This is a genomic window from Flavobacterium sp. GSB-24 (assembly GCF_027924665.1).
In the GTDB taxonomy this organism is placed as follows: Bacteria; Bacteroidota; Bacteroidia; order Flavobacteriales; family Flavobacteriaceae; genus Flavobacterium.
Genome location: NZ_AP027043.1, coordinates 1,963,511 through 1,984,021, shown reverse-complemented (window position 1 = coordinate 1,984,021; position 20,511 = coordinate 1,963,511). Strand labels below are relative to the sequence as shown.

Annotated in this window: 14 protein-coding genes; 8 read left to right on the top strand and 6 right to left on the bottom strand. The window is 33.3% G+C overall.

The window, feature by feature from the left end:
• Position 1: 1 nt before the first annotated feature.
• The 8 genes from QMG60_RS08845 (at position 2) to QMG60_RS08810 (ending at position 8,964) form a co-directional block, all read left to right on the top strand.
• On the top strand, positions 2-178 hold the full coding sequence (locus QMG60_RS08845) for a DUF5522 domain-containing protein (protein ID WP_157848510.1): 177 nt from the start codon (positions 2-4) through the stop codon (positions 176-178).
• 150 nt (positions 179-328) lie between these two features.
• Positions 329-1,303 (top strand): D-glycerate dehydrogenase, encoded by a 975-nt coding sequence (locus QMG60_RS08840; protein ID WP_281867519.1) that lies wholly within the window; start codon positions 329-331, stop codon positions 1,301-1,303.
• A 469-nt stretch (positions 1,304-1,772) separates the two neighbouring features.
• Positions 1,773-3,749 carry a urocanate hydratase gene (locus QMG60_RS08835; protein ID WP_281867518.1) on the top strand — a complete coding sequence of 659 codons (1,977 nt, stop codon included), beginning with the start codon at positions 1,773-1,775 and terminating at the stop codon, positions 3,747-3,749.
• A 152-nt stretch (positions 3,750-3,901) separates the two neighbouring features.
• A complete protein-coding gene (locus QMG60_RS08830) occupies positions 3,902-4,441 on the top strand; it encodes a DUF4136 domain-containing protein (RefSeq protein ID WP_057117086.1) in 540 nt (179 codons plus the stop codon).
• Positions 4,442-4,792: 351 nt separating this feature from the next.
• On the top strand, positions 4,793-6,037 hold the full coding sequence (gene ilvA / locus QMG60_RS08825; RefSeq protein WP_134139670.1) for a threonine ammonia-lyase IlvA: 1,245 nt from the start codon (positions 4,793-4,795) through the stop codon (positions 6,035-6,037).
• 76 nt (positions 6,038-6,113) lie between these two features.
• Positions 6,114-6,524, top strand: a complete 411-nt coding sequence (locus tag QMG60_RS08820) for a group III truncated hemoglobin (protein WP_281867517.1) — start codon at positions 6,114-6,116, stop codon at positions 6,522-6,524.
• An 80-nt stretch (positions 6,525-6,604) separates the two neighbouring features.
• Positions 6,605-7,051 carry a hypothetical protein gene (locus tag QMG60_RS08815; protein ID WP_281867515.1) on the top strand — a complete coding sequence of 149 codons (447 nt, stop codon included), beginning with the start codon at positions 6,605-6,607 and terminating at the stop codon, positions 7,049-7,051.
• A gap of 137 nt (positions 7,052-7,188) precedes the next feature.
• On the top strand, positions 7,189-8,964 hold the full coding sequence (locus QMG60_RS08810; RefSeq protein ID WP_281867514.1) for an aromatic amino acid hydroxylase: 1,776 nt from the start codon (positions 7,189-7,191) through the stop codon (positions 8,962-8,964).
• 235 nt (positions 8,965-9,199) lie between these two features.
• Here QMG60_RS08810 and QMG60_RS08805 read toward each other — a convergent pair whose 3' ends face one another.
• The 6 genes from QMG60_RS08805 to QMG60_RS08780 form a co-directional block, all read right to left on the bottom strand.
• A complete protein-coding gene (locus QMG60_RS08805) occupies positions 9,200-9,829 on the bottom strand; it encodes a DUF4230 domain-containing protein (RefSeq protein ID WP_134139557.1) in 630 nt (209 codons plus the stop codon).
• Positions 9,830-10,006: 177 nt separating this feature from the next.
• Positions 10,007-12,325, bottom strand: a complete 2,319-nt coding sequence (locus QMG60_RS08800) for a BamA/TamA family outer membrane protein (RefSeq protein ID WP_057117092.1) — start codon at positions 12,323-12,325, stop codon at positions 10,007-10,009.
• Positions 12,309-17,417: a translocation/assembly module TamB gene (locus QMG60_RS08795; protein ID WP_281867513.1), complete on the bottom strand. Its 5,109-nt coding sequence runs from the start codon at positions 17,415-17,417 to the stop codon at positions 12,309-12,311. Before QMG60_RS08795 ends, QMG60_RS08800 begins: the two co-directional genes overlap by 17 nt.
• A 158-nt stretch (positions 17,418-17,575) precedes the next feature.
• Positions 17,576-18,541 carry a GSCFA domain-containing protein gene (locus tag QMG60_RS08790; RefSeq protein ID WP_281867512.1) on the bottom strand — a complete coding sequence of 322 codons (966 nt, stop codon included), beginning with the start codon at positions 18,539-18,541 and terminating at the stop codon, positions 17,576-17,578.
• A 94-nt stretch (positions 18,542-18,635) separates the two neighbouring features.
• A complete protein-coding gene (locus tag QMG60_RS08785) occupies positions 18,636-19,436 on the bottom strand; it encodes a hypothetical protein (protein WP_281867511.1) in 801 nt (266 codons plus the stop codon).
• A gap of 206 nt (positions 19,437-19,642) precedes the next feature.
• On the bottom strand, positions 19,643-20,368 hold the full coding sequence (locus tag QMG60_RS08780) for a hypothetical protein (protein ID WP_281867510.1): 726 nt from the start codon (positions 20,366-20,368) through the stop codon (positions 19,643-19,645).
• Between the last annotated feature and the right edge of the window lie 143 nt (positions 20,369-20,511).

Here is a 20,511-nt window from a genome sequence, read left to right as displayed (position 1 = left end):
TATGAAAGAGCAAAGTAATGAAAATAAATTAATCGAAGGCGAAGATTTTTACTATACACCCGAAGGTTATAAATGCTTTACTGAAAAACACCATTTAAAAAGAGGTTATTGCTGCAAAAGCGGCTGTCGTCATTGTCCGTATGGTTACGATAAAAAGACAGGCACGATTAGGAAATAATCTAATTAGAAAATGTGCCAATTTGATAATTAGATAATTATTGAAAGTGAATTTAAATTAAACTAACCTCATTAAAGATAGATATGATTTTCAACTTCAAAAAAAATCTAAGAAGCCTAACAACCTAACATCTAAAAATCTAAATAAAAAATGAATGTTTTTATAACTAAAAATATACCTGAAGCCGGGATTGCATTATTAAAGGAAAAAGGCATCAACCTAACTATAAATCCAACAGAGCATGTATTATCAAGGGAGGAATTTATAAAAATATGTCAGGAAAATGATGCTCTTCTAAATGTAGGCTCTAGTAATTTAGATGAAGATTTTTTTGAGCAGTGCCCAAATTTAAAAGGTATTGCTTTGTTTTCTGTCGGATTTGATTCTGTTAATATAGAATCGGCAAATAAGAGAAAAATTCCTGTTGGAAATACGCCTGATGTCCTGAGCAGAGCAACATCTGATACTGCTTTTTTATTGATGCAGAGTGCAGCCAGAAAGTCATTTTACCACCACAAAAGAATTATAAGCGGGGAATGGGGAACTTTTGATGCAATGGCCAATTTAGGACAGGAACTTTATGGAAAAACGTTGGGAATATTTGGTTTAGGAAGAATTGGTTTTGAAATGGCGCAAAAGTGTAAAGCAGCTTTCGGAATGAACATTATTTACCACAATCGTTCTCATAATGAAAATGCCGAAAAAGAACTTGATGCGGAATTTGTAGATTTTGAAACTCTACTTTCACAAAGTGATGTTTTGAGTGTTCATGCTAATTATACTTCAGAAAACAACGAACTTTTTAATAAAGATGCTTTTGCTAAAATGAAACCTAATTCGATTTTCATTAATACAGCAAGAGGAAAATTTCATAATGAAGACGACTTGTACCATGCCTTAACCAATAATATAATTTGGGGAGCCGGACTTGACGTTACGAATCCAGAACCTATGAGACAAGACAATCCGTTATTACAGCTGCCAAATTGCTGTGTTTTACCGCATATTGGTTCTGCAACCTACGAAGCTAGAAACGGAATGGCTGTTTGTGCCGCACAAAATATAATAGCCCTTTTTGAAAATAAAAAAATGCCGTTTTGTGTTAATGAGGAAGTTTATATTTAAAATTCCAAATTTTTAAATTCCAAATTCCAATCTAAAATCTGAAATCAACAATCTAAAATTATAAAATGGATATTCGCTCAAGAAAATTTAGGATTAAAATCCACAAATCTTATCATAGGTCGGATATTCGTTATCCTTAGTTTTTTTAATTAGAAAATGTGACAATGTGAAAATTTGAAAATGAGGCAATTAAAAATAAATTCCAATTTCGTCGGCTAATATTTCGCTCCTCTGGAGCTTTTATATTGGGGTTACTGTTTTTCTATAATATTTCGCCTTTCCAAGGCTTTATTTATCAGCTCCAGAGGAGCTAAATATTTATAGAACCAATTAACCGTCAGTCACATTAAGCCCCAGCGGGGTGACATAATTAAAAAAAACAAAAATTAATCTGTTGTTAATCTTGCTAAATTATCTTAGCAACTTAGTCCCGAGGCTTCGGGATAGCAACTTAGCACCTTAAAAAAAAATGACTTTCAAAGAAGAAATACAACAAGGAATTCCAAATATATTACCTCCAAAAAAAGAATACGATTCAACGATTAATCACGCGCCAAAACGAAAAGAAATTCTTTCAGCAGAAGAAAAAAAACTGGCTTTAAAAAATGCATTGCGTTATTTTGATCCTAAACATCACGCCGAATTAATCCCTGAATTTTCAGAAGAATTAGAAAAATACGGACGTATTTATATGTATCGCCTGCGTCCAGATTACAGAATGTACGCAAGACCAATTGACGAATATCCTGGAAAATCATTGCAGGCAAAAGCTATTATGCACATGATTCAAAACAACTTGGATTATGCTGTCGCACAACATCCTCATGAATTGATTACGTATGGAGGAAACGGTGCCGTTTTTCAAAACTGGGCACAATATTTATTGACGATGCAGTATTTGTCTGAAATGACAGATGAGCAGACTTTAACCATGTACTCAGGACATCCGATGGGTTTATTCCCTTCTCATAAAGAAGCACCAAGAGTTGTGGTTACCAACGGAATGGTAATCCCGAATTACTCCAAACCCGACGATTGGGAAAAAATGAATGCTTTGGGCGTTTCGCAATACGGACAAATGACTGCAGGAAGTTATATGTACATTGGCCCGCAGGGAATTGTGCACGGAACGACAATTACGGTTTTGAATGGTTTTAGAAAAATAAAATTAAATCCGGAAGGAAATCTTTTTGTGACATCTGGACTTGGCGGCATGTCTGGCGCACAGCCAAAAGCTGGAAATATTGCCGGATGTATTACGGTCTGCGCCGAAGTAAATCCAAAAATTACTAAAATTCGTCACGAACAAGGATGGATCAATGAAGTTGTAACTTCTACAGATGAATTGGTTGCGAGAGTCAATTCGGCGAAAGCCAATAAAGAAGTAGTTTCGATTGCTTATCTAGGAAATGTGGTTGATATATGGGAACGCTTTGATCAGGAAAATATCAAAATCGATTTAGGTTCAGATCAGACTTCATTGCATAATCCTTGGGCTGGAGGTTATTATCCGGCTGGGATTTCTTTTGAAGAAGCCAATAAAATGATGGCCGAGAATCCCGAATTATTCAAAGAAAAAGTACAGGAATCTTTACGTCGTCAAGCGAAGGCAATTAACAAACATACCGCAAAAGGAACTTACTTTTTCGATTACGGAAATGCCTTTTTACTGGAAGCTTCCCGCGCTGGTGCAGATGTTATGGCAGAAAATAATATCGATTTTAAATATCCAAGTTACGTTCAGGATATTATGGGACCAATGTGCTTTGATTACGGATTTGGCCCTTTCCGTTGGGTTTGTACTTCTGGAAAACCTGAAGATTTACAAAAAACAGATTTAATTGCCAGTCAGGTTTTGGAAGAAATGTCTAAAACTGCTCCAGATGAAATTCAGCAGCAAATGCAGGACAACATCAAATGGATTAAAGGTGCGCAGGAAAACAAACTGGTTGTAGGTTCTCAAGCCCGAATTTTATACGCTGATGCGGAAGGAAGAGTTAAAATTGCTGAAGCTTTTAACCAAGCGATTGCTAAAGGCGAAATTGGAGCTGTGGTTTTAGGACGCGATCATCATGACGTTTCTGGAACTGACTCGCCTTATAGAGAGACATCTAATATTTATGACGGATCTCGTTTTACAGCCGATATGGCCATTCAAAACGTAATTGGCGACAGTTTTAGAGGAGCAACTTGGGTATCAATTCATAACGGCGGAGGAGTTGGCTGGGGAGAGGTTATAAACGGCGGATTTGGTATGGTTCTTGATGGTTCTAAAGAGGCTTCAAAGCGTTTAGCATCAATGCTTTTCTGGGATGTTAACAACGGAATTTCAAGAAGAAGCTGGGCTCGAAATGAAGGTGCTGTTTTTGCCATAAAAAGAGCAATGGAAATTGAGCCTTTATTAAAAGTAACTTTACCTAATATGGTAGATGAAAGTCTGCTTTAGTTAAAGATATTTAAAAAAGATTTTATCATAAACATAGTGTCATCCTGAGTGAAGTCGAAGGCTGAAACCGAATGAAATCAGTCTGACAGAAAAAATAAAGTTGTTTTTTAGGATAAACTAATTACAAACAAGAACATTAAATTTCTAATAATATGAAAACACTTAAGTTAATTCCATTTTTCCTGCTGTTGATACTTTCTTCCTGCAGCAGTGTTACTGTTTATTCTGATTACGACAAAACTGTCGATTTTACGCCTTATAAAACATACGCTTACTTTAAGCCCGGAATTGACAAGGTCGAAATATCAGATTTAGATAAAAGAAGAATTCTTCGCGCTATCGATGATCAAATGCAGGCTAAAGGTTTTACAAAAAGCGATAATCCTGATTTACTTGTAAATATATTTACAAAATCAAGAGAACAAGTAGATGTAAATCAATTTAGTGCTGGCTGGGGTTACGGCTGGGGCTGGGGCTGGAATCCTTGGATGATGTATGGCGGTAACCAAACTACTGTTTCTACTTCTACCGAAGGAACTTTGTACATTGATTTAATTGATGCTAAAAAGAAAGAAATGATCTGGCAAGGTGAAGGTGTTGGAACTCTAACTCGAGACATCGATAAAAAAGATGAAAGAATTGCTGAGTTTGTTGGTAAAATTTTAGCACAATATCCTCCAGTTAAGAAATAGTATTCAGTTTCAGGTTACAGTGGAAATTTTCAGTTTATTTCATAAAACTTAAAATATTTCATGAGTACTTCGCAAAATAATTAATACATTTGCTATTCAAATAACAAAAAAATGACAAACTTTAGTAACATTATTATCGCTATTATTAGCATTATTGCAATTCAGCAGTAATGGCGAGGTGTTATATAAGTTTGTAAAAATATAATTTATAGAAACCTCCCAATTGGGAGGTTTTTTATTTTAAAAAGATTTTAAATAGCCAAGAATTGCACCAATTAGCACGAATTATTTTTTCTAAGAGAATAAAATTAGTGTCAATTCATGGAATTCGTGGCAAAAAAACAAAACATGATGAGTTTATTTAACGAAGTACTTAATGCAAAAAAGCAGCTCGCAGATGTAGTTGCCGCAACTCCTTTGACACAAAATTTGAACCTTTCAGACGAATTTAAAGCTACCGTTTTATTAAAAAGAGAAGATTTACAAATCGTTCGGTCGTATAAAATTAGAGGTGCTTACAATAAGATTTCTTCGTTAAACGAAAAAGAAAAAGCAAACGGAATTGTTTGCGCCAGTGCAGGAAATCATGCGCAGGGCGTTGCTTATTCTTGTAATCTTCTCCAAATAAACGGCAAAATTTATATGCCAAAAACCACTCCAAAACAAAAAGTAAAGCAAGTACAATTGTTCGGAAAATCTTTTGTTGAAATTGTTCTTACAGGGGATACTTTTGATGATGCCTACGCATCTGCAACTGCTGATGCGATCAAAAACCACAAAACATTTATCCATCCTTTTGACGATGAAAAAGTAATTGCCGGACAAGGAACTGTTGGTTTAGAAATCTTAGAAAGTTTTAAAGAACCTATTGATTACGTATTTGTGCCAATTGGCGGCGGCGGACTGGCTTCTGGTTTATCTGAAGTTTTTAGACATCTAAGTCCGAATACAAAAATAATCGGCGTTGAACCAAAAGGAGCGCCTTCGATGAAAACATCGATTGAAGAAAATAAAAATACGCCGCTAAAAACGATCGATAAATTTGTAGACGGAGCTGCTGTTAAACAAGTTGGCGATAAAACTTTTGAAATCTGCCGTTACAACCTAGAAGATATTATTCTGGTTCCCGAAGGAAAAGTTTGCACAACAATTTTACGATTGTATAATGAAGAAGCTATGGTTGTTGAACCTGCGGGTGCGCTAACAATTGCTGCTTTAGACTTTTATAAAGATAAAATTAAAGACAAAAATGTGGTTTGCATTGTAAGCGGCAGTAATAATGATATCGAAAGAACTGCCGAAATAAAAGAACGTTCTTTACTTTACGAAGGTTTAATGCATTATTTTATGATTCAGTTTCCACAGCGTCCAGGAGCTTTAAAAGAATTTGTAAATAATATTTTAGGTCCAGACGACGATATTACTTATTTCCAATTTGCCAAGAAAAACAGCCGCGAAGTGGGCTCTGTTGTTGTTGGTTTAGAATTGAAAAACAAAAATGATATTATGCCAATCAAATTGAAAATGACTGAAAATGGTTTTGAATTTCAATATTTAAATGACAACCAAGATTTGTTTACGCAACTTATTGGATAATTTTTAAATGATAAATGTCATTAAATAAAAACGATCTTATCGCGTATTTTCGCATTCTACTTTTAAACACAAAAAAATGTCAACATTAAAAGATATTTCGACTAGAGAAGACATCCAGCAAATGGTAAACAGTTTTTATGCTAATGTGACAAAAGACGATCTTATCGGTCCAATTTTTAATGATAAGCTGCAAGATCGCTGGGAACCGCATTTGCAAAAAATGTATAATTTCTGGAAGACTATTTTATTTGATGTCCGCGCTTATTCTGGAACTCCATTTCCACCACACAAACAACTGCCTGTTGATAAAACTCATTTTGACCGCTGGATTCAGATTTTCAATTCTACTATTGACTCACAATTTGCGGGTATAATTACTGAAGAAGCTAAAATGCGTGCCGCAAATATGGCATTTATGTTCAGTCATAAAATTGAATATTTTAGAAATGCCGAAAACGAGTTACGAAATTCCCGTAAAAAATCTTAAAAACTAATTGGTCAATAAAAAACAGATTCCTTAATTCGATATATTTGAATGAATTAATCTCAAATCTATATTTCTTATTTATGAAAAAAGTAATCTTGTTTTTTATAATTTGTTTTTCTTTTATAAATCATTCAAACGCACAATCTCAAGCTCCAGTTTCTAATTTATACAAAGGAACAATTGACGGAAAAACTCCTATAACTCTTTACATCAAAACAGAAGAAAATCCTTGTACTGCCGATTTAATGTTTACTTCAATGTATCGTTACAATAAATCAAATAATTGGATTCAGCTTGATATTACTCAAAACAGAAAAAAAGAGAATGAATTTGTCTTAGTCGAACATGGTTTCAGCGGTGTGTTAATCTTAAAGAAAACCGGCAATACGTTTACTGGTTTATGGATTAGCCCAGATACTCAAAAACAGCTAAAAGTTGATTTAAAAGAAGCTTCAATGACTAAAAAGGAAATTGAAAACTTTGAAAAAACAATGGAAAAAGTCAATTATGAGAATAATGACTGCTAAAATTTTAACTATTACTCATTTCTCAAAATCTATAAAAACGCAATAAAAATCACTTTAGAATAAAAATATTGTGGTAAACAGCAAAAATTAGCGGTCAAAATTCGTAATTTTACATTCTAATCTACAACGTTTGCGAAATGAACCCAAATATTGAAACCAATCCGTTATTAGAGCGATTGCCTAAACATTTACAGCAATTTATTAAGCCTCAAGATTATAGTGATTATACTCCTATTAATCAAGCGGTTTGGAGATATGTTATGCGTAAAAACGTAGATTATCTTTCTAAAGTTGCCCATCATTCGTATTTAGAAGGTTTACGCAAAACTGGAATTGAGATCGATTCCATTCCGAGTATGTACGGAATGAATCGTATTTTGAGCGAAATTGGCTGGGCGGCAGTTGCCGTTGATGGATTTATTCCGCCAAATGCCTTTATGGAATTTCAGGCTTATAATGTTTTGGTTATTGCTTCGGATATCAGGCAGTTAGAACATATTGAATATACTCCCGCACCAGACATCATTCACGAAGGTGCCGGTCACGCTCCTATTATTGCCAATCCAGAATATGCAGAATATTTACGACGTTTTGGCGAAATTGGGTGCAAAGCCATTTCTTCTCATAAAGATTATCAAATGTACGAAGCGATTCGTCTGCTTTCTATTTTAAAGGAAGCCGAAGACACGCCGCAAGAAAAAATAGACGAAGCCGAAAAAGCTGTTGCCGATTTACAAAACAATATGGGCGAATTGTCTGAAATGGCGCAAATTAGAAACCTGCATTGGTGGACAGTTGAATATGGCTTAATAGGGACGGTTGAAGATCCTAAAATATATGGTGCCGGATTACTTTCTTCTATTGGTGAAAGTGCTTGGTGTATGACAGATAACGTGAAGAAGATTCCGTATGATATTTCAGCGGCGAATCAGAATTTTGATATTACGCAGTTGCAGCCACAACTTTATGTAACGCCGACATTTTCTTATTTGAGTCTGATTTTAGAAGAATTTGCGAATAAAATGGCTTTGCGAACTGGAGGTCTTTCGGGAATTCAGAAATTGATTCAGTCTAATGCTTTAGGAACAATTGAATTGAGTACAGGTTTACAAATTTCAGGAGTTTTTACCAATGTAATTGAAGATGAAGGAAAACCTGTTTACATTCAAACAACTGGAAAAACAGCATTGGCTTACCGCGAAAAAGAATTAGTCGGCCACGGAACTTTGACACATCCGCATGGATTTGGAAGCCCGATTGGAAAACTGAAAGGTTTTAATCTGGCTATTGAAGACATGAGTCCGAAAGATTTGCAGGCTTACAGCATTGTAGAAAACGAGACTGTAAAACTGGAATTTGAAGGTAATATCATTGTTGAAGGTGAAATCATTACGGGTTCTAGAAATTTGCATGGAGAAATTATCCTGATCAGTTTTAGAAATTGTACAGTTACGCATGGAGAAATGATTTTGTTTCAGCCTGATTGGGGAAATTACGATATGGCGATTGGTAAAAAAGTTATATCTGCATTTTCTGGCCCTGCTGATGTAAATAGTTTTGATTTGATCAATATTGTTCCGACAAGTAAAACTATAAAAGCAAAACATACTGATGAACGTAATGAATTAGAAATTCTATACGCAACAGTTCGTAACATTCGAAATAATAAAGACTCTAAAACCGAATTAAAGTCTGTTTTTGAAAAATTAAAAAATAATCATTCTAACGATTGGTTGTTATCAATTGAAATAGCAGAGCTTCTAAAAGATTCAGACGAAAAGCAGCTTTTACAAGAAGTATTGGTTTACTTGGATCAATTGAAGGTAAAACGTCCTGAAATTGCACATTTAATTTCCGGCGGATTGGATTTGATTTTTGATAGCTCTTTGCCTAATTTGCCACAAAGGCACTAAGGCGCGAAATTATTCTTCTTTTGCTAATTTTTTAATTTCGCAAGAAGCAGAGTCGTAAATTTTCAATTGCCTCCTGCTTTAGCTGGAGGACATATAAAGCCAAAATCAAGAGGCTTTAGCCAAATCTCATGTTTTTTTTGGCTAAAGCCTTTTTCAATCTTCATGAAATACCTCCAGCTAAAGCAGGAGGCAAGTCAAATAAAAACTTTGCGCCTTAGTGGCATGTAGGCAAACTTCACAGCTTCAAATCTTGATTCAGCTCGGTCTCAGATTCAATAACTTTCCCGTTGTATTGTAATTTCCAGCCCATTGAATTTGTCATAATTAAGATTTTTGACAATTCACTTATTAATCTATTTTGGGCATTTGTTTTTAGAGTAGATTTCTCAATTTTTTTAGCCAGATTGGCTTTTACTGATTTATTGATTTTATTGTAGTCATCTCCCGTAAACGGATTCAGTTTACTTTGTTCAACATCATAAAACTGAATATCTGGATTTATTGTAATTTCTTCTTTTGGGATATTTAATATGGTTATCGTTTTGTTTTTTTCATCGATGTCGTATTTCATTTGATGTAAATCGTAAGCAACAGTGACATTAGCATTTACTACAATTAGTGCTTTCTTTTCAAAAGAAACCAAATCCATTAAATATTTCTGCTGATTTTTATAAGTAACCACCTCAGAGAAATGACCTTCGGTTACGACCAATTTTCCAACATTAAGAATTTGCTGCTGAATTAAATTAGTGTTGTACTGAATATCAGAATCATCTTCTTTTTTAAACTGGCAATATTTAAAAGCCAGAACAATTAATAAAACGATGATACCAATACCTATAATTCTTTTGATTAAGTTTTGCATTCTAATAAAATATTTAGAGCAATTTACTTCTTTTTTTACTATTCTTTGCCACGAATTGCACTAATTACACTAATTTTTTAAAATGTCAAATTTGACGTTCTTAATTTTTAATTTGTGAAATCGATAAAAAACATACAGCTAAGATTAGTGAAAATTCATGAAATTAGACACAAAAAATTAGAACGGATATCCGATCGCAATATTCAAAATCAGGTTGTCTTTTCTCCAAGAACTATCTCCAAAATCAATCTTATCAATCACCCAGCGCTGTCCGTCTGGAAGCGCAGGATTACGGAGTGGAATTGCTAAATCTGTTCTTAAAATCAAAAATGACAAATCAAAACGCAAACCTACTCCGGCACCAACTGCAAGTTCTTTCATAAAATCTTTTGAAATTTCAGCTCCTGGTTTATCTGGGTCGGCATTTAAAAGCCAAATATTTCCTGCATCCAAGAACACTGCTCCTCGAACAATACTAAACAATTTAGCTCGATATTCTGTATTAAATTCCAACTTCAAATCTGCTGATTGATCTGGTGTATAATTATTATTTGTTGTCGGCGGAATCACATAACTACCCGGTCCTAACGTTCTGGCTCTGAAAGCTCTAATACTATTCGTTCCTCCTACGACAAACTGCTTTGAAGTTGGAAGTGTATTTGAGTTTCCATAAGCAAATCCGGCACCGAGAATTAATCGGCTTGCTAATTCGCTTTCTTTTCCGAGTTTTAAATAATGCCTGAAATCTGTTTTGATTTTTACATATTGGCTAAACGGAACATCAAATATAGTCTTTACATTATCTTTCTTATAATTGGCACCTGTAACCAATCCTGTAATATTTCCCGCTAAATCCAATTCACCATTAAAATAGATGGTATTTTTTCGGCGTTTCTGCATGGTATTCGTATAGGTATAATTGTAAGTCGGACCAAAAATCAACTGTTTTTCAATTACTTTTCCAAGCGCAGGATCTTCTTTTATATCTGCCAAATATTCTGGTGTAACATGATTTGGACTCACATACGTAACATCAATAACATTTAATTGATGTTCTTTACGAATATTTTCTTTCCATAAATAACCAAATGAAGTGTTGAATGAATTCAATGCATATAATTGTGTTCTTTTTTGATATTCGTAACGCAAAGTTGCTTTAGTTCTTGGCACAAATTCGCTGTTTCCTTGTATATTAAATGGCGTTATAAATCGTGGCCATGTCAAACTAACTTCCCCTCCCAGTTTATAAATATTTTTTCCTCTATTCACTCCCCCAAGCTGGAAATCAGCTCCTCCAAAGACCGAAGCTGTAAATAATTCTGCTCCTCTAAAAAAGTTTCGATTGTTCCAATTTAAATTTAATTCTGTCCCCGTGTAACTTGCTGAATTGGTTTTACCTATAACTTCAACACGAATAAACTTTTTAGGAAGCAAGGTTAAATAATAGTAGGAATTTAAAGCATTTGGAATCGAATCAGACGGTTTAAATTCGTTTTTCACAAAACTGAATGTTCCCAGATTTACAAATCGGTTTAAAGTTAAATTGTGATCTTTCCTATTATATAAATCTCCTTTTTTAAAGTAAATCGTTCGATCATAAACTCTTGGTTTAAAAGTTTCTGCAGTGTCTATTATTGTAAAATCTTTGTATTGTGTGATATTTCTTTTTCGGTAAACGGCACTATCGTTTGTAAGTGAGTAATTTGGATAAACAAATATTTTATCAATCTTGTAAGAAGTCAGCGCTTTTACTGGCGTATCATCTTTAATTACAAGTCTAATTTTCACTTCATGATTTCCTTTAGTACTGTCTACTTTTGCTAAAATATAATCTGGATTAAAATAAAAATATCCATTTTCTTTTAATCTCGCATCAATACGTTCTCTCTCAGCTTTAATGACATCCAAATCGTAAGGTTTTCCAACTTTAAGAAGACTTCTACGGTGGCTCTTGGCTATAATCTTTGATATTCTTAAAGAGTCATCAGGGAAAGTAACACTTTTTATAATGTATTGCTGTTTCGGAGTAACGGTGTATTCTGCAGTTACTCTTTTATTTCGAACAGTCGAATCGGCGCTTACACGGCTTTTAAAATAACCTCTGTTTTCCGTAAAATTTCGCAAAACCGATGCGTTATAATCCAAATCAACTTTGCTGAATAAAACTGGTGCTTCTCCCACTTTATTTCGAAGCCAATATCGTGTTCCTTTTTGTTTTTTAGGTTCTCCAGCCAAATTATAAATCCATAATTTAGGACGTAAACCGAAAATCTGTTTATTAGGTTTTGGACGCAATAAATCTTTCAATTCAGTTTCCAGCGCCTTACGGTCTTTCTTTTTCATCAGCGAATCTTTTACGGTAACCGAACCGCCGACATAAAGCAAATCGCCTTCTGGAAGATATTTGGTATTACTGCATCCTACAATAAAAAACAAGGAAAACAGTGCCATACACTTGATATAAAATTGTCTTATATGTTTATGTTTTCTGCTCATTTCCTTCAATTTGTTTTTCTTCCTGATTTTGTATTTCTGGTTTTTCTTTTGCTTCTTTTTCTTTCTGTTTTTGCTTTTCTTTTCGAATTTTTTCTTCGCGGATCATTTCTTTTTCCTGCTCACTGCGATGAAACAACTCTCTAAACTTGTTGTAACTCATTGTAATCACAAATGCAACTCCTGTTTCAACAACCTGACCTTCAACAGCAACTTGATATTGGTTTTTTCTATAGGCACGAACCATATATCTTCCGTCTTTTGTTAATTGATAATCTAAAGCAACATCGCCGGCAATATTCGTACTTTCTTCATTGGCACGTTCTTGGCCTTCAACACCAAAACTGCTTCCCACGGTTACTTTCAATCTATCATCCAGCAATCTTTTAGAAACTTCAACATTCAGGTCGGTTCTATTCTGCATAGTTCCAGTCGTATAATCTTCCGTAGATTCTAAGTCAAAATTTACTTCAAATCCCGTGATGAGTTCGCCTGCAAGATTGTTTAACTGCTGCGAAAGTATTTTACTTACACTTTGTCTGGCAAAAGATTCAGCACTTGCGCCGCCGCTTTCGCTCGAAAACGGATTTTCTCCAACAAATCTATTTAATAATAAAAGTGCAAAAACCTGTTTATTTAATTCTGCCGGATCTTGTTCCAGTTGTTTTAATCTTGTCTGCGTAAGTTCAACCACATCTGAAGCAACATTATAATTTCCTTCAGGAAGTGTAATTCCAAAAGAGATTTCTGGTTTCATCAGTTCACCGTTCATTTTCAATAAAGTCTGAAAAGGAAGTTTTTGTTTGTATGTATTTTGCACCGTTTGAGGTTCGCTTTTTAACTGATTACCCAATAAATCAATCGGCGCTGCATCTACTTTATAAATGGCTGTTATATTTAAGTTGGCTAATGTCGGTTCCCCATTCCACGTGATGTAACTTCCTTTCTGAATATCAAATTTTCTTCTGATGCCGTTGAAATTCATTTCATAAGCTCCATCAGAAAACTCATATTTACCAGTCAGAGTCGTTTTACCCGATTGATCGATTCCGCCGACTAATTCTGCTTCACCCTTTAATTTTAGATAATCACCATTTCCTTTATCAATCAGCAAAGTCAATTCTGCTTCTTTATCAATCGTAATGGCAACGTTTACATCCATTCCTTTTAGTTCCGATTGATCGAGTTTATTCTGCATGTCAACGGTTTGTTTCAGATACATATTATCTTCATCAACAAACTCTACAATTCCTTCTCGATCTGCAATTGAAGGATCTGACTGCGGCAATACAACCGTAAATTTGGTTTCTTTATTTATTTTAATCGTTCCGTCGACAACTGGACTATCTAAATTTCCTTTGATATTCAATTTGGTATCCAAAAACAAATCACCATAGAATAAATCATTATCTGCTGCTTTAGAGTTTATGGCTCTAAAATCATTTGCTTCTACCAGAAGATTAAAATTATACTTCACAAAATCAGCCGATTGAATTGTTCCGTTAACATACAATTCGTTGTCATTTTCATCAAAAAGAGAGAACTTATCAAATGAAATCGTTTCATTATTAAACGTGATTTTTTCTTGTCCAATTTTAAAGTACGAGTTCAATTGTGTAACTCTAAAAGCGGCATCATTAAAATTCAATTCGCCATTAATTTTGGGAGCCGAAGTATTTCCTGTCAATTTAAAATTCCCAGAAAGAAAACCTTTCCCTTCTGTTATATTTCCCATGCTAAAACCTTGAACACTTTTGATATTCAACTTATTAATTGCAACATCAAAGTCAAAATTCCCTGCATCCAGTTTATAATCTCCAGTTAATTTTACATCATTTCCTTCGTCGCTTAAAGCAACATTCGCGGCAAGAGTATTAGCGGTTTTATTATCCACTTTTATTTCTAAATCACCTACTTTTTCTGCTTTAAAAGTAAAATCATCAATTTTTAAATCTGATGTAAATGTCGGATTGGTCATAACGTTTTCGACCAAAGCATTTCCGTTTATTAGACCCTGCATCAACAACTCATCTTTTTTAACCATGTTCATAATGGTTTCAATTTTGAAGTTTACAAAATCAACTTGAAGCGGTGCATTATTCTGAGTTCCCTGCGACTGAATTTTTAATTCATTACCAGAGTTATCTAAATAGAATTTGTTGATATAAAGTCTTTTATCTCCAAACTCAATCGAATTTTCAGGATCAACGTTCCATTTATCATAATTTAAAACGAAGTTTTCTGCATCAATTTTAAAGATGTTTTTAGAATTTTCATGGTTAAGATTTCCAGCAATATAATATTGCTGTTTGTCTTTAACATCTTTCACTTCCAGCGCATACGTCAAAATGTTGTTTTCTACTTTTCCAGACAAGCTAGTAAACGGAATTTTAAGTGAACCGCTTTCGATTGTTGCAACAGAAACCAAATATTCTAAAGCATTTTCTTTGGCTTCAATATTAATTCTTCCGTCTGAAATAGTATTATCGGCATAAACAATTCTCGGAATAGTTCCTTTTATGGCTAAAGAATCTGTTTGATTGTTATAATTTCCATTTATGGTAAAAGGTTCTAATCCAGTTAATTTTGGCAATAATTTAAAAAGAACAGGATCATTATCTACTTTTAATTTGAATGCCAATCGCTGTTCGTCAGATTCTGCATTGACTTTCGGATTTTGAAGGTCAATATATTTAGACAATGATTTTTGAATTGAATTTGATAAAGTGGTCAACTTATATTTTCCTACTACTTCGGCTTTTAAAAATTGTGACGAAATTTTAATCGAATTACTGTCTTTATCTGCAAAAGCAAGAACGCGGATCGAATCTAAAACAATTGGTTCGGCATCCTGCAAAATCTGAATGTTCGAAAGAAAAACTTTTCCGTTTAAGAAATCAGGATTGCTGTTTGCGATATCTGCATCGACATTTCCGCGAAGCTTCATTGGCCCGGCATGCAGATTCAGTTTTTCTAGATCGGCTATATCTAGATTTAGTTTTAATTTTATGCTTGGATATTGGTCTTTTGTATCACCTGAAGCTGTTAAATCAAAATTCAGATTTGGATCTTTCATTCCAGATTTTACAGCAAAAGAACCATTTTCGATATTTCCTTTTAGAGCTAAATCTTTGTATGTGTAGCGATTAAAAACAGCTTTTTGCACCAGACCATCAATTGCCGCATTTGCCGTTTTTGGGTCTAAACCATTTCCTTTTACTTTCGCTTTAAGCGTAATTTTTCCGATCGAATCGTTTTTAATTAATCGGCCTACATTAAAATCCAATAAATAAACGGTTGCATCGTATTTTTCTCTTTTTTTAAGACGCTGATCAAATAAAGCATCAACTTTGGCATTTCCGAAACTGCTTTTTAAGGCCAGATTAGTTTTAAAGTTTTGAACCGATCCTTTAAATTTTCCCTGTAGATTTAGTTGAGAAGGCAATTGAATGTTTTTTGGAATTGTCCCAGCTGGCACAAACATATTAATGTCTTTTGCAGTGCTCGAAATGTTTTTAATATTCAAGTCGTAATAAGCTTTTTGCGCATCCGGCAGTCCGGCGATTTTCCCCGAAAGGGAAACTTTTGTAGAACCTATTCCGCTCATTTCGAATTTCGAAATATTCAGATCTTTTACTTTTCCATTTACTCGGCTGTCTACATACAAAATTGCATTTGCATTACTCTTAAACGGATTTGTTTTTTGTAAATCTGGAACAAACAATAAAATGTCTTTGAAACCAATTTTTGATTGTTTCAAATTAGCATCAACAGCCAAATTTCCTAGATCTTTTTGAAGAGATTCCAGTGATTTGTATGCTGCTTTAATTTCATCCTGCACAAGGGTTTGCGGCGTTTTCAAATACAAATTATTCAAATACGCATTTTTTGGTCCGTAGAAGAAATCCGTTTTAAAAGCCTGGATTTGTAAACCGCTTTTTTCGTTTACGGTAAGTGTTTTTATGTTTCCAGAAATCGTATCGTTTGCATAATATAATTTCTCTGCTTTGAAATTGAATTTACTCAAATCTAAATGACTGTAATCTAAACCTTTTGTTTTAGGTTTTGACTGCATATCATCAAATTTAAAAGCTATATTTTCTAGACTGGCATCATTCAGCTTAACTTTCCAGCCTGCTTGTTTGATAGAAGTTGAGTCTAAATCCGGCGCTTGAATTTGTTTATCTTTTGCACCTAATCGTAAATTTCCGCTAAGGTTTTTCACTTCAAAAGTGTCAAAATCTAAAAGCTGTTTATTGAGATCAATTTCGTTTACAGCCAAATTCAAATTCCCTAAACGAATGCCCGAATTTAATTTTGAATCTTTATTGTCGTATAAAATATCAATTTTAGATAAAGTGATTTTATCCAGCGCAAGTTTAAAATCTGGTCTTTTTGAAATCGTATCGACAGTCTTAACTGAAACTTCAGCAATTTTCTCTACAACATCTTGATCTAAAACTACTTTCAAGCCATTTAAATTAATATTCGGAATATTAAAATCCATTTTATCAAGGTCAAATTTCTTGAATTTGGTATCAAAATGGGTCAGATTTACACGAATATCATTTTTCGAAAAATCATCTTTAAAATTGAATTTTACTTGATCGAGATTTACTTTTACTACAGAAATTTTGAAAGGTTTGGCATCTGGATCTTCAACTTTTGGTTCTTTAGATTCAAACGCTTTTATAATATAATCGAAATTAAAAACTCCATCTTTATTTCTTGAAATATTAGCTTTTACATTTTCAAGTGAAACTGAATTGATTTCAAGTTCGCTGCTTACGAGTTTAAAAAGATCAACATCAACCTCTAATCGTTTACCAGCCAGTAACGTATCTTTTTTCTGGTCTTCAAAATAAAAACCTTCCAGCACTACATCTTTTGGAAATTTAATGGAAATATGATCTAAGGAAACCTTGGTTTTAATCTTATTATGAAGATAAGTAATCGCTTTATCCTTAACGAAATTCTGAACCGACGGAACTTGAATTAATATGATAAGAAGAAGTAAAAGTGCCACTATAGAAACCACGCACCATAACAGTACACGAAGTGTTTTTTTTAAATAATGAATGGGTTTCTTATTCATACGTCAATAAAATACATGATTAAATTGCTTCTGAAAAAAGCATAATTAGACATTTTACAAAAATGTAAAATTTAAACTTTAACAATTTACACAATTATCAGGAATTATTCTAAAATTTTACTGTTAAAAAGCTGTCATTGGTTACAACCAAAGGCTTTTTATAATTTAAATTTTATATGAGGCAGTTTATCTCCTATTGCAATTATTTTCTGTTGTAATTTTGCCAGGAATTTTTGATGCTGTTCAGATTCTGGATTGAAGCTTCTGTGGCGCAGACTTTTCTGAATTTCGTCTACTTCCTGCATTAGCGCAAAACTCTCTTGCGAAATATAATTTTCGCTGAAAAGCTTCCAGATATAATCTATAGCTATTTGATTAGGATGAAGCATATCTTCTGAATAAAAACGATAATCGCGAAGTTCATCCATCATTATTTCGTAAGACGGGAAATAATGATGAATTGTCAATTGTGAATTGTCAATTTTTAAAACGTTGTGAAGCGCTGTAAATAAATGTGATTTACTTAACTGGTTTTCTACGAAACCGTCTTTTGTATGACGAACTGGAGAAATCGTAAAAATGAAATTTATCTCTGGATTTACAGTATGAATTAACTCAATTGTACTTTGAATACTTTTTTGAATTACATCAACAGATAATAGTTCTTTTGAAAATTGCTTTTGAGGGACTTTATGACAATTAGCAACTACTTCTTCACTTTCTACATTTCTGTAAATCCAAGAAGTTCCAAAAGTTATAATAATGTGCGTCGCTTCTTTTAGCTGTTTGTACGTTTCTGTAACCGCTTTATTTAGGCTTTCAAGAAGTTCTTGTCTATCAGCATTACTTAAATCAGAATGAACATCAAAACTATGCCAGCGTTCGTTATGAAAGAAAACATCTTTTTCTCCGAAAAGTTCCTGATGGCAAACTCTTTTAAATAGTTTCTCAATTGAAACAGGATTAAATATAATTCCAAAAGGATTTGTTTCATTTTGAAATTTGAAGTAATCGAATTTCTCCGCCATATTTTCTGCAAAACAAGAACCAATAGAAAGTAATTTCGAATTATAATCGATTGGTTGATTACTTTTTAAAATTGGAATTTGGGTTCTGAATTGCATGGAAGTTCTTTTGTGTAAATTTCGATTATTTTTTAGAAATAAAAAAGCCAGATGCAATTTGCTCTGGCTTTTACAAAAAATATATTTTTTATGATTAGTAAGTATAATCAAATACTTCTTTTACAGTTCCATCTTGATTATAAGATGTTTGCTTAACAGGATATCCATTAGTGTTGTAATCATATTTAGCATTGTAATCTATAGTATTGGTAAATGGCTGAGAATCTATCACTACTGATTGAGTATCTTTTCCAATATTATTAACAGAAGAATAATTTTTTTGACCTAATGATGGTGTTATTGCCTGATCTAATAATAAGTTAAATCCTAAGATATTTTTAAATGCAGTATTTTTAGCATCATAGTCGTAAACATGTGTGCCAATAAAAGCGCCGCTTATAGTAACCAATTTTGTTAAATTGCCATTTACAACTGTAAGCTGCCAGCTTTCTCGCGATTTTGATTCTACTCCTGTATTTTGGTCCGTTGTATAGGCTTCTTTTGTAATAGTACCATCAATATTATAAGTATAAACTTGTCTGAAAGCTGTTCCATACGAGATTCCGTTTACGCTTTGCAATTTACCATTTGCATAAACGTATGATGTTTCTACGATTTTTTCCAACTGACCTTTGCTCATGTAATAATCAACTTTTTTTGTTATTTGATTACCAGTATAAGTAAATTCAGATTTCGCTTTTGGACTACTGATATCTACAATTTTATTCCCTTGATAAGTAAATGTGCTTGTCATATTTTGCGCAGGGTCTTTATCATTAGTAAGCTGAATAGTTTTTGGTAAAACTACATTGTTTACATTATTTGAGTTGTCATCATTTGAGCAAGATGCTGCTGTTAATGCTAAAGCGCCAAAAAGGCATACAATTTTTTTCATTTTTTGTAAATTAAAAGGTTAAATAATTATACCAAAAGTATATTCCTCCAAATGAATTAAATGCCTCTAAAGGTTTTATCAATAATAGAAAACGACAAAATTGTAATTTTAAACTTACAACTATATCTTTCACCTGCACATCATCCCATAAAATTAAAAAGCCAGAAGTAATTACTTCTGGCTTATAAACTAAATTGATATTTTAATTAATAGAAATATTCTATAGTCGCTACTTCTCCTTCTTCGCTTTCAACACTTTTTACAGGATAATTATCTGCATTATATGTAAGTACATACGCAGCCATTACTTCATTGTTATATTTTGAAGAAACAATATTATGCAAAATTCCTGAAGCTTCACCATCCGCAAAAGAGATCTTATCATATCCTAAAACATTTTTCATAGGATTGTTTTTGTCATCATATACATAAGTTCTGCTCGGGCTGTCAGTTGCTGTAATTTCAGTTACTTCACCTGCAGTAAAAATTATTTTTCCAGTTCCGTTTGCTGTAGTTTGTGACAAATGATCACCTCTGTATGTTTTTACAGAAACAGTTCCATCAGTATTGTAAGTATAAACTTCTTTGAAACCTAATTCATCTTGAGGTTCTGCTCTCACAAAACTTACCAAACGATTATTTGAATCATAAGCATATGTGTTAATTTGCTCTACCACACCATCGTATTTGAATTCAATTTTTGTAATTAAATCTCCTGTGTACGTAAAATATAATCCTCCAGTAAAACCTTGTACTGTTATATCTACTAATTTATTTCCGTCATATTTATAATTAGTAGTTACCTTGTCTCCATCAGAGTCAGTTGCAATTTCTTTTTTAAGTAATACAGAAGATGAATCTGAAGAATCATCGCTTGAACAAGAAGTTAATGATAGAGTCAAAGCTCCAAAAAGAAGTAAAAATTTTTTCATAGTTTTTTTGATTAAATTTGTTATTGGTGCAAACGTAATACAACATAAAACTAAAACCTTACGGGATTCCGCATTCAGATAAATAATATAATTCAAACATTATTTAATACACTAATAGCAAGCGATCTAAGAATAATCAACTT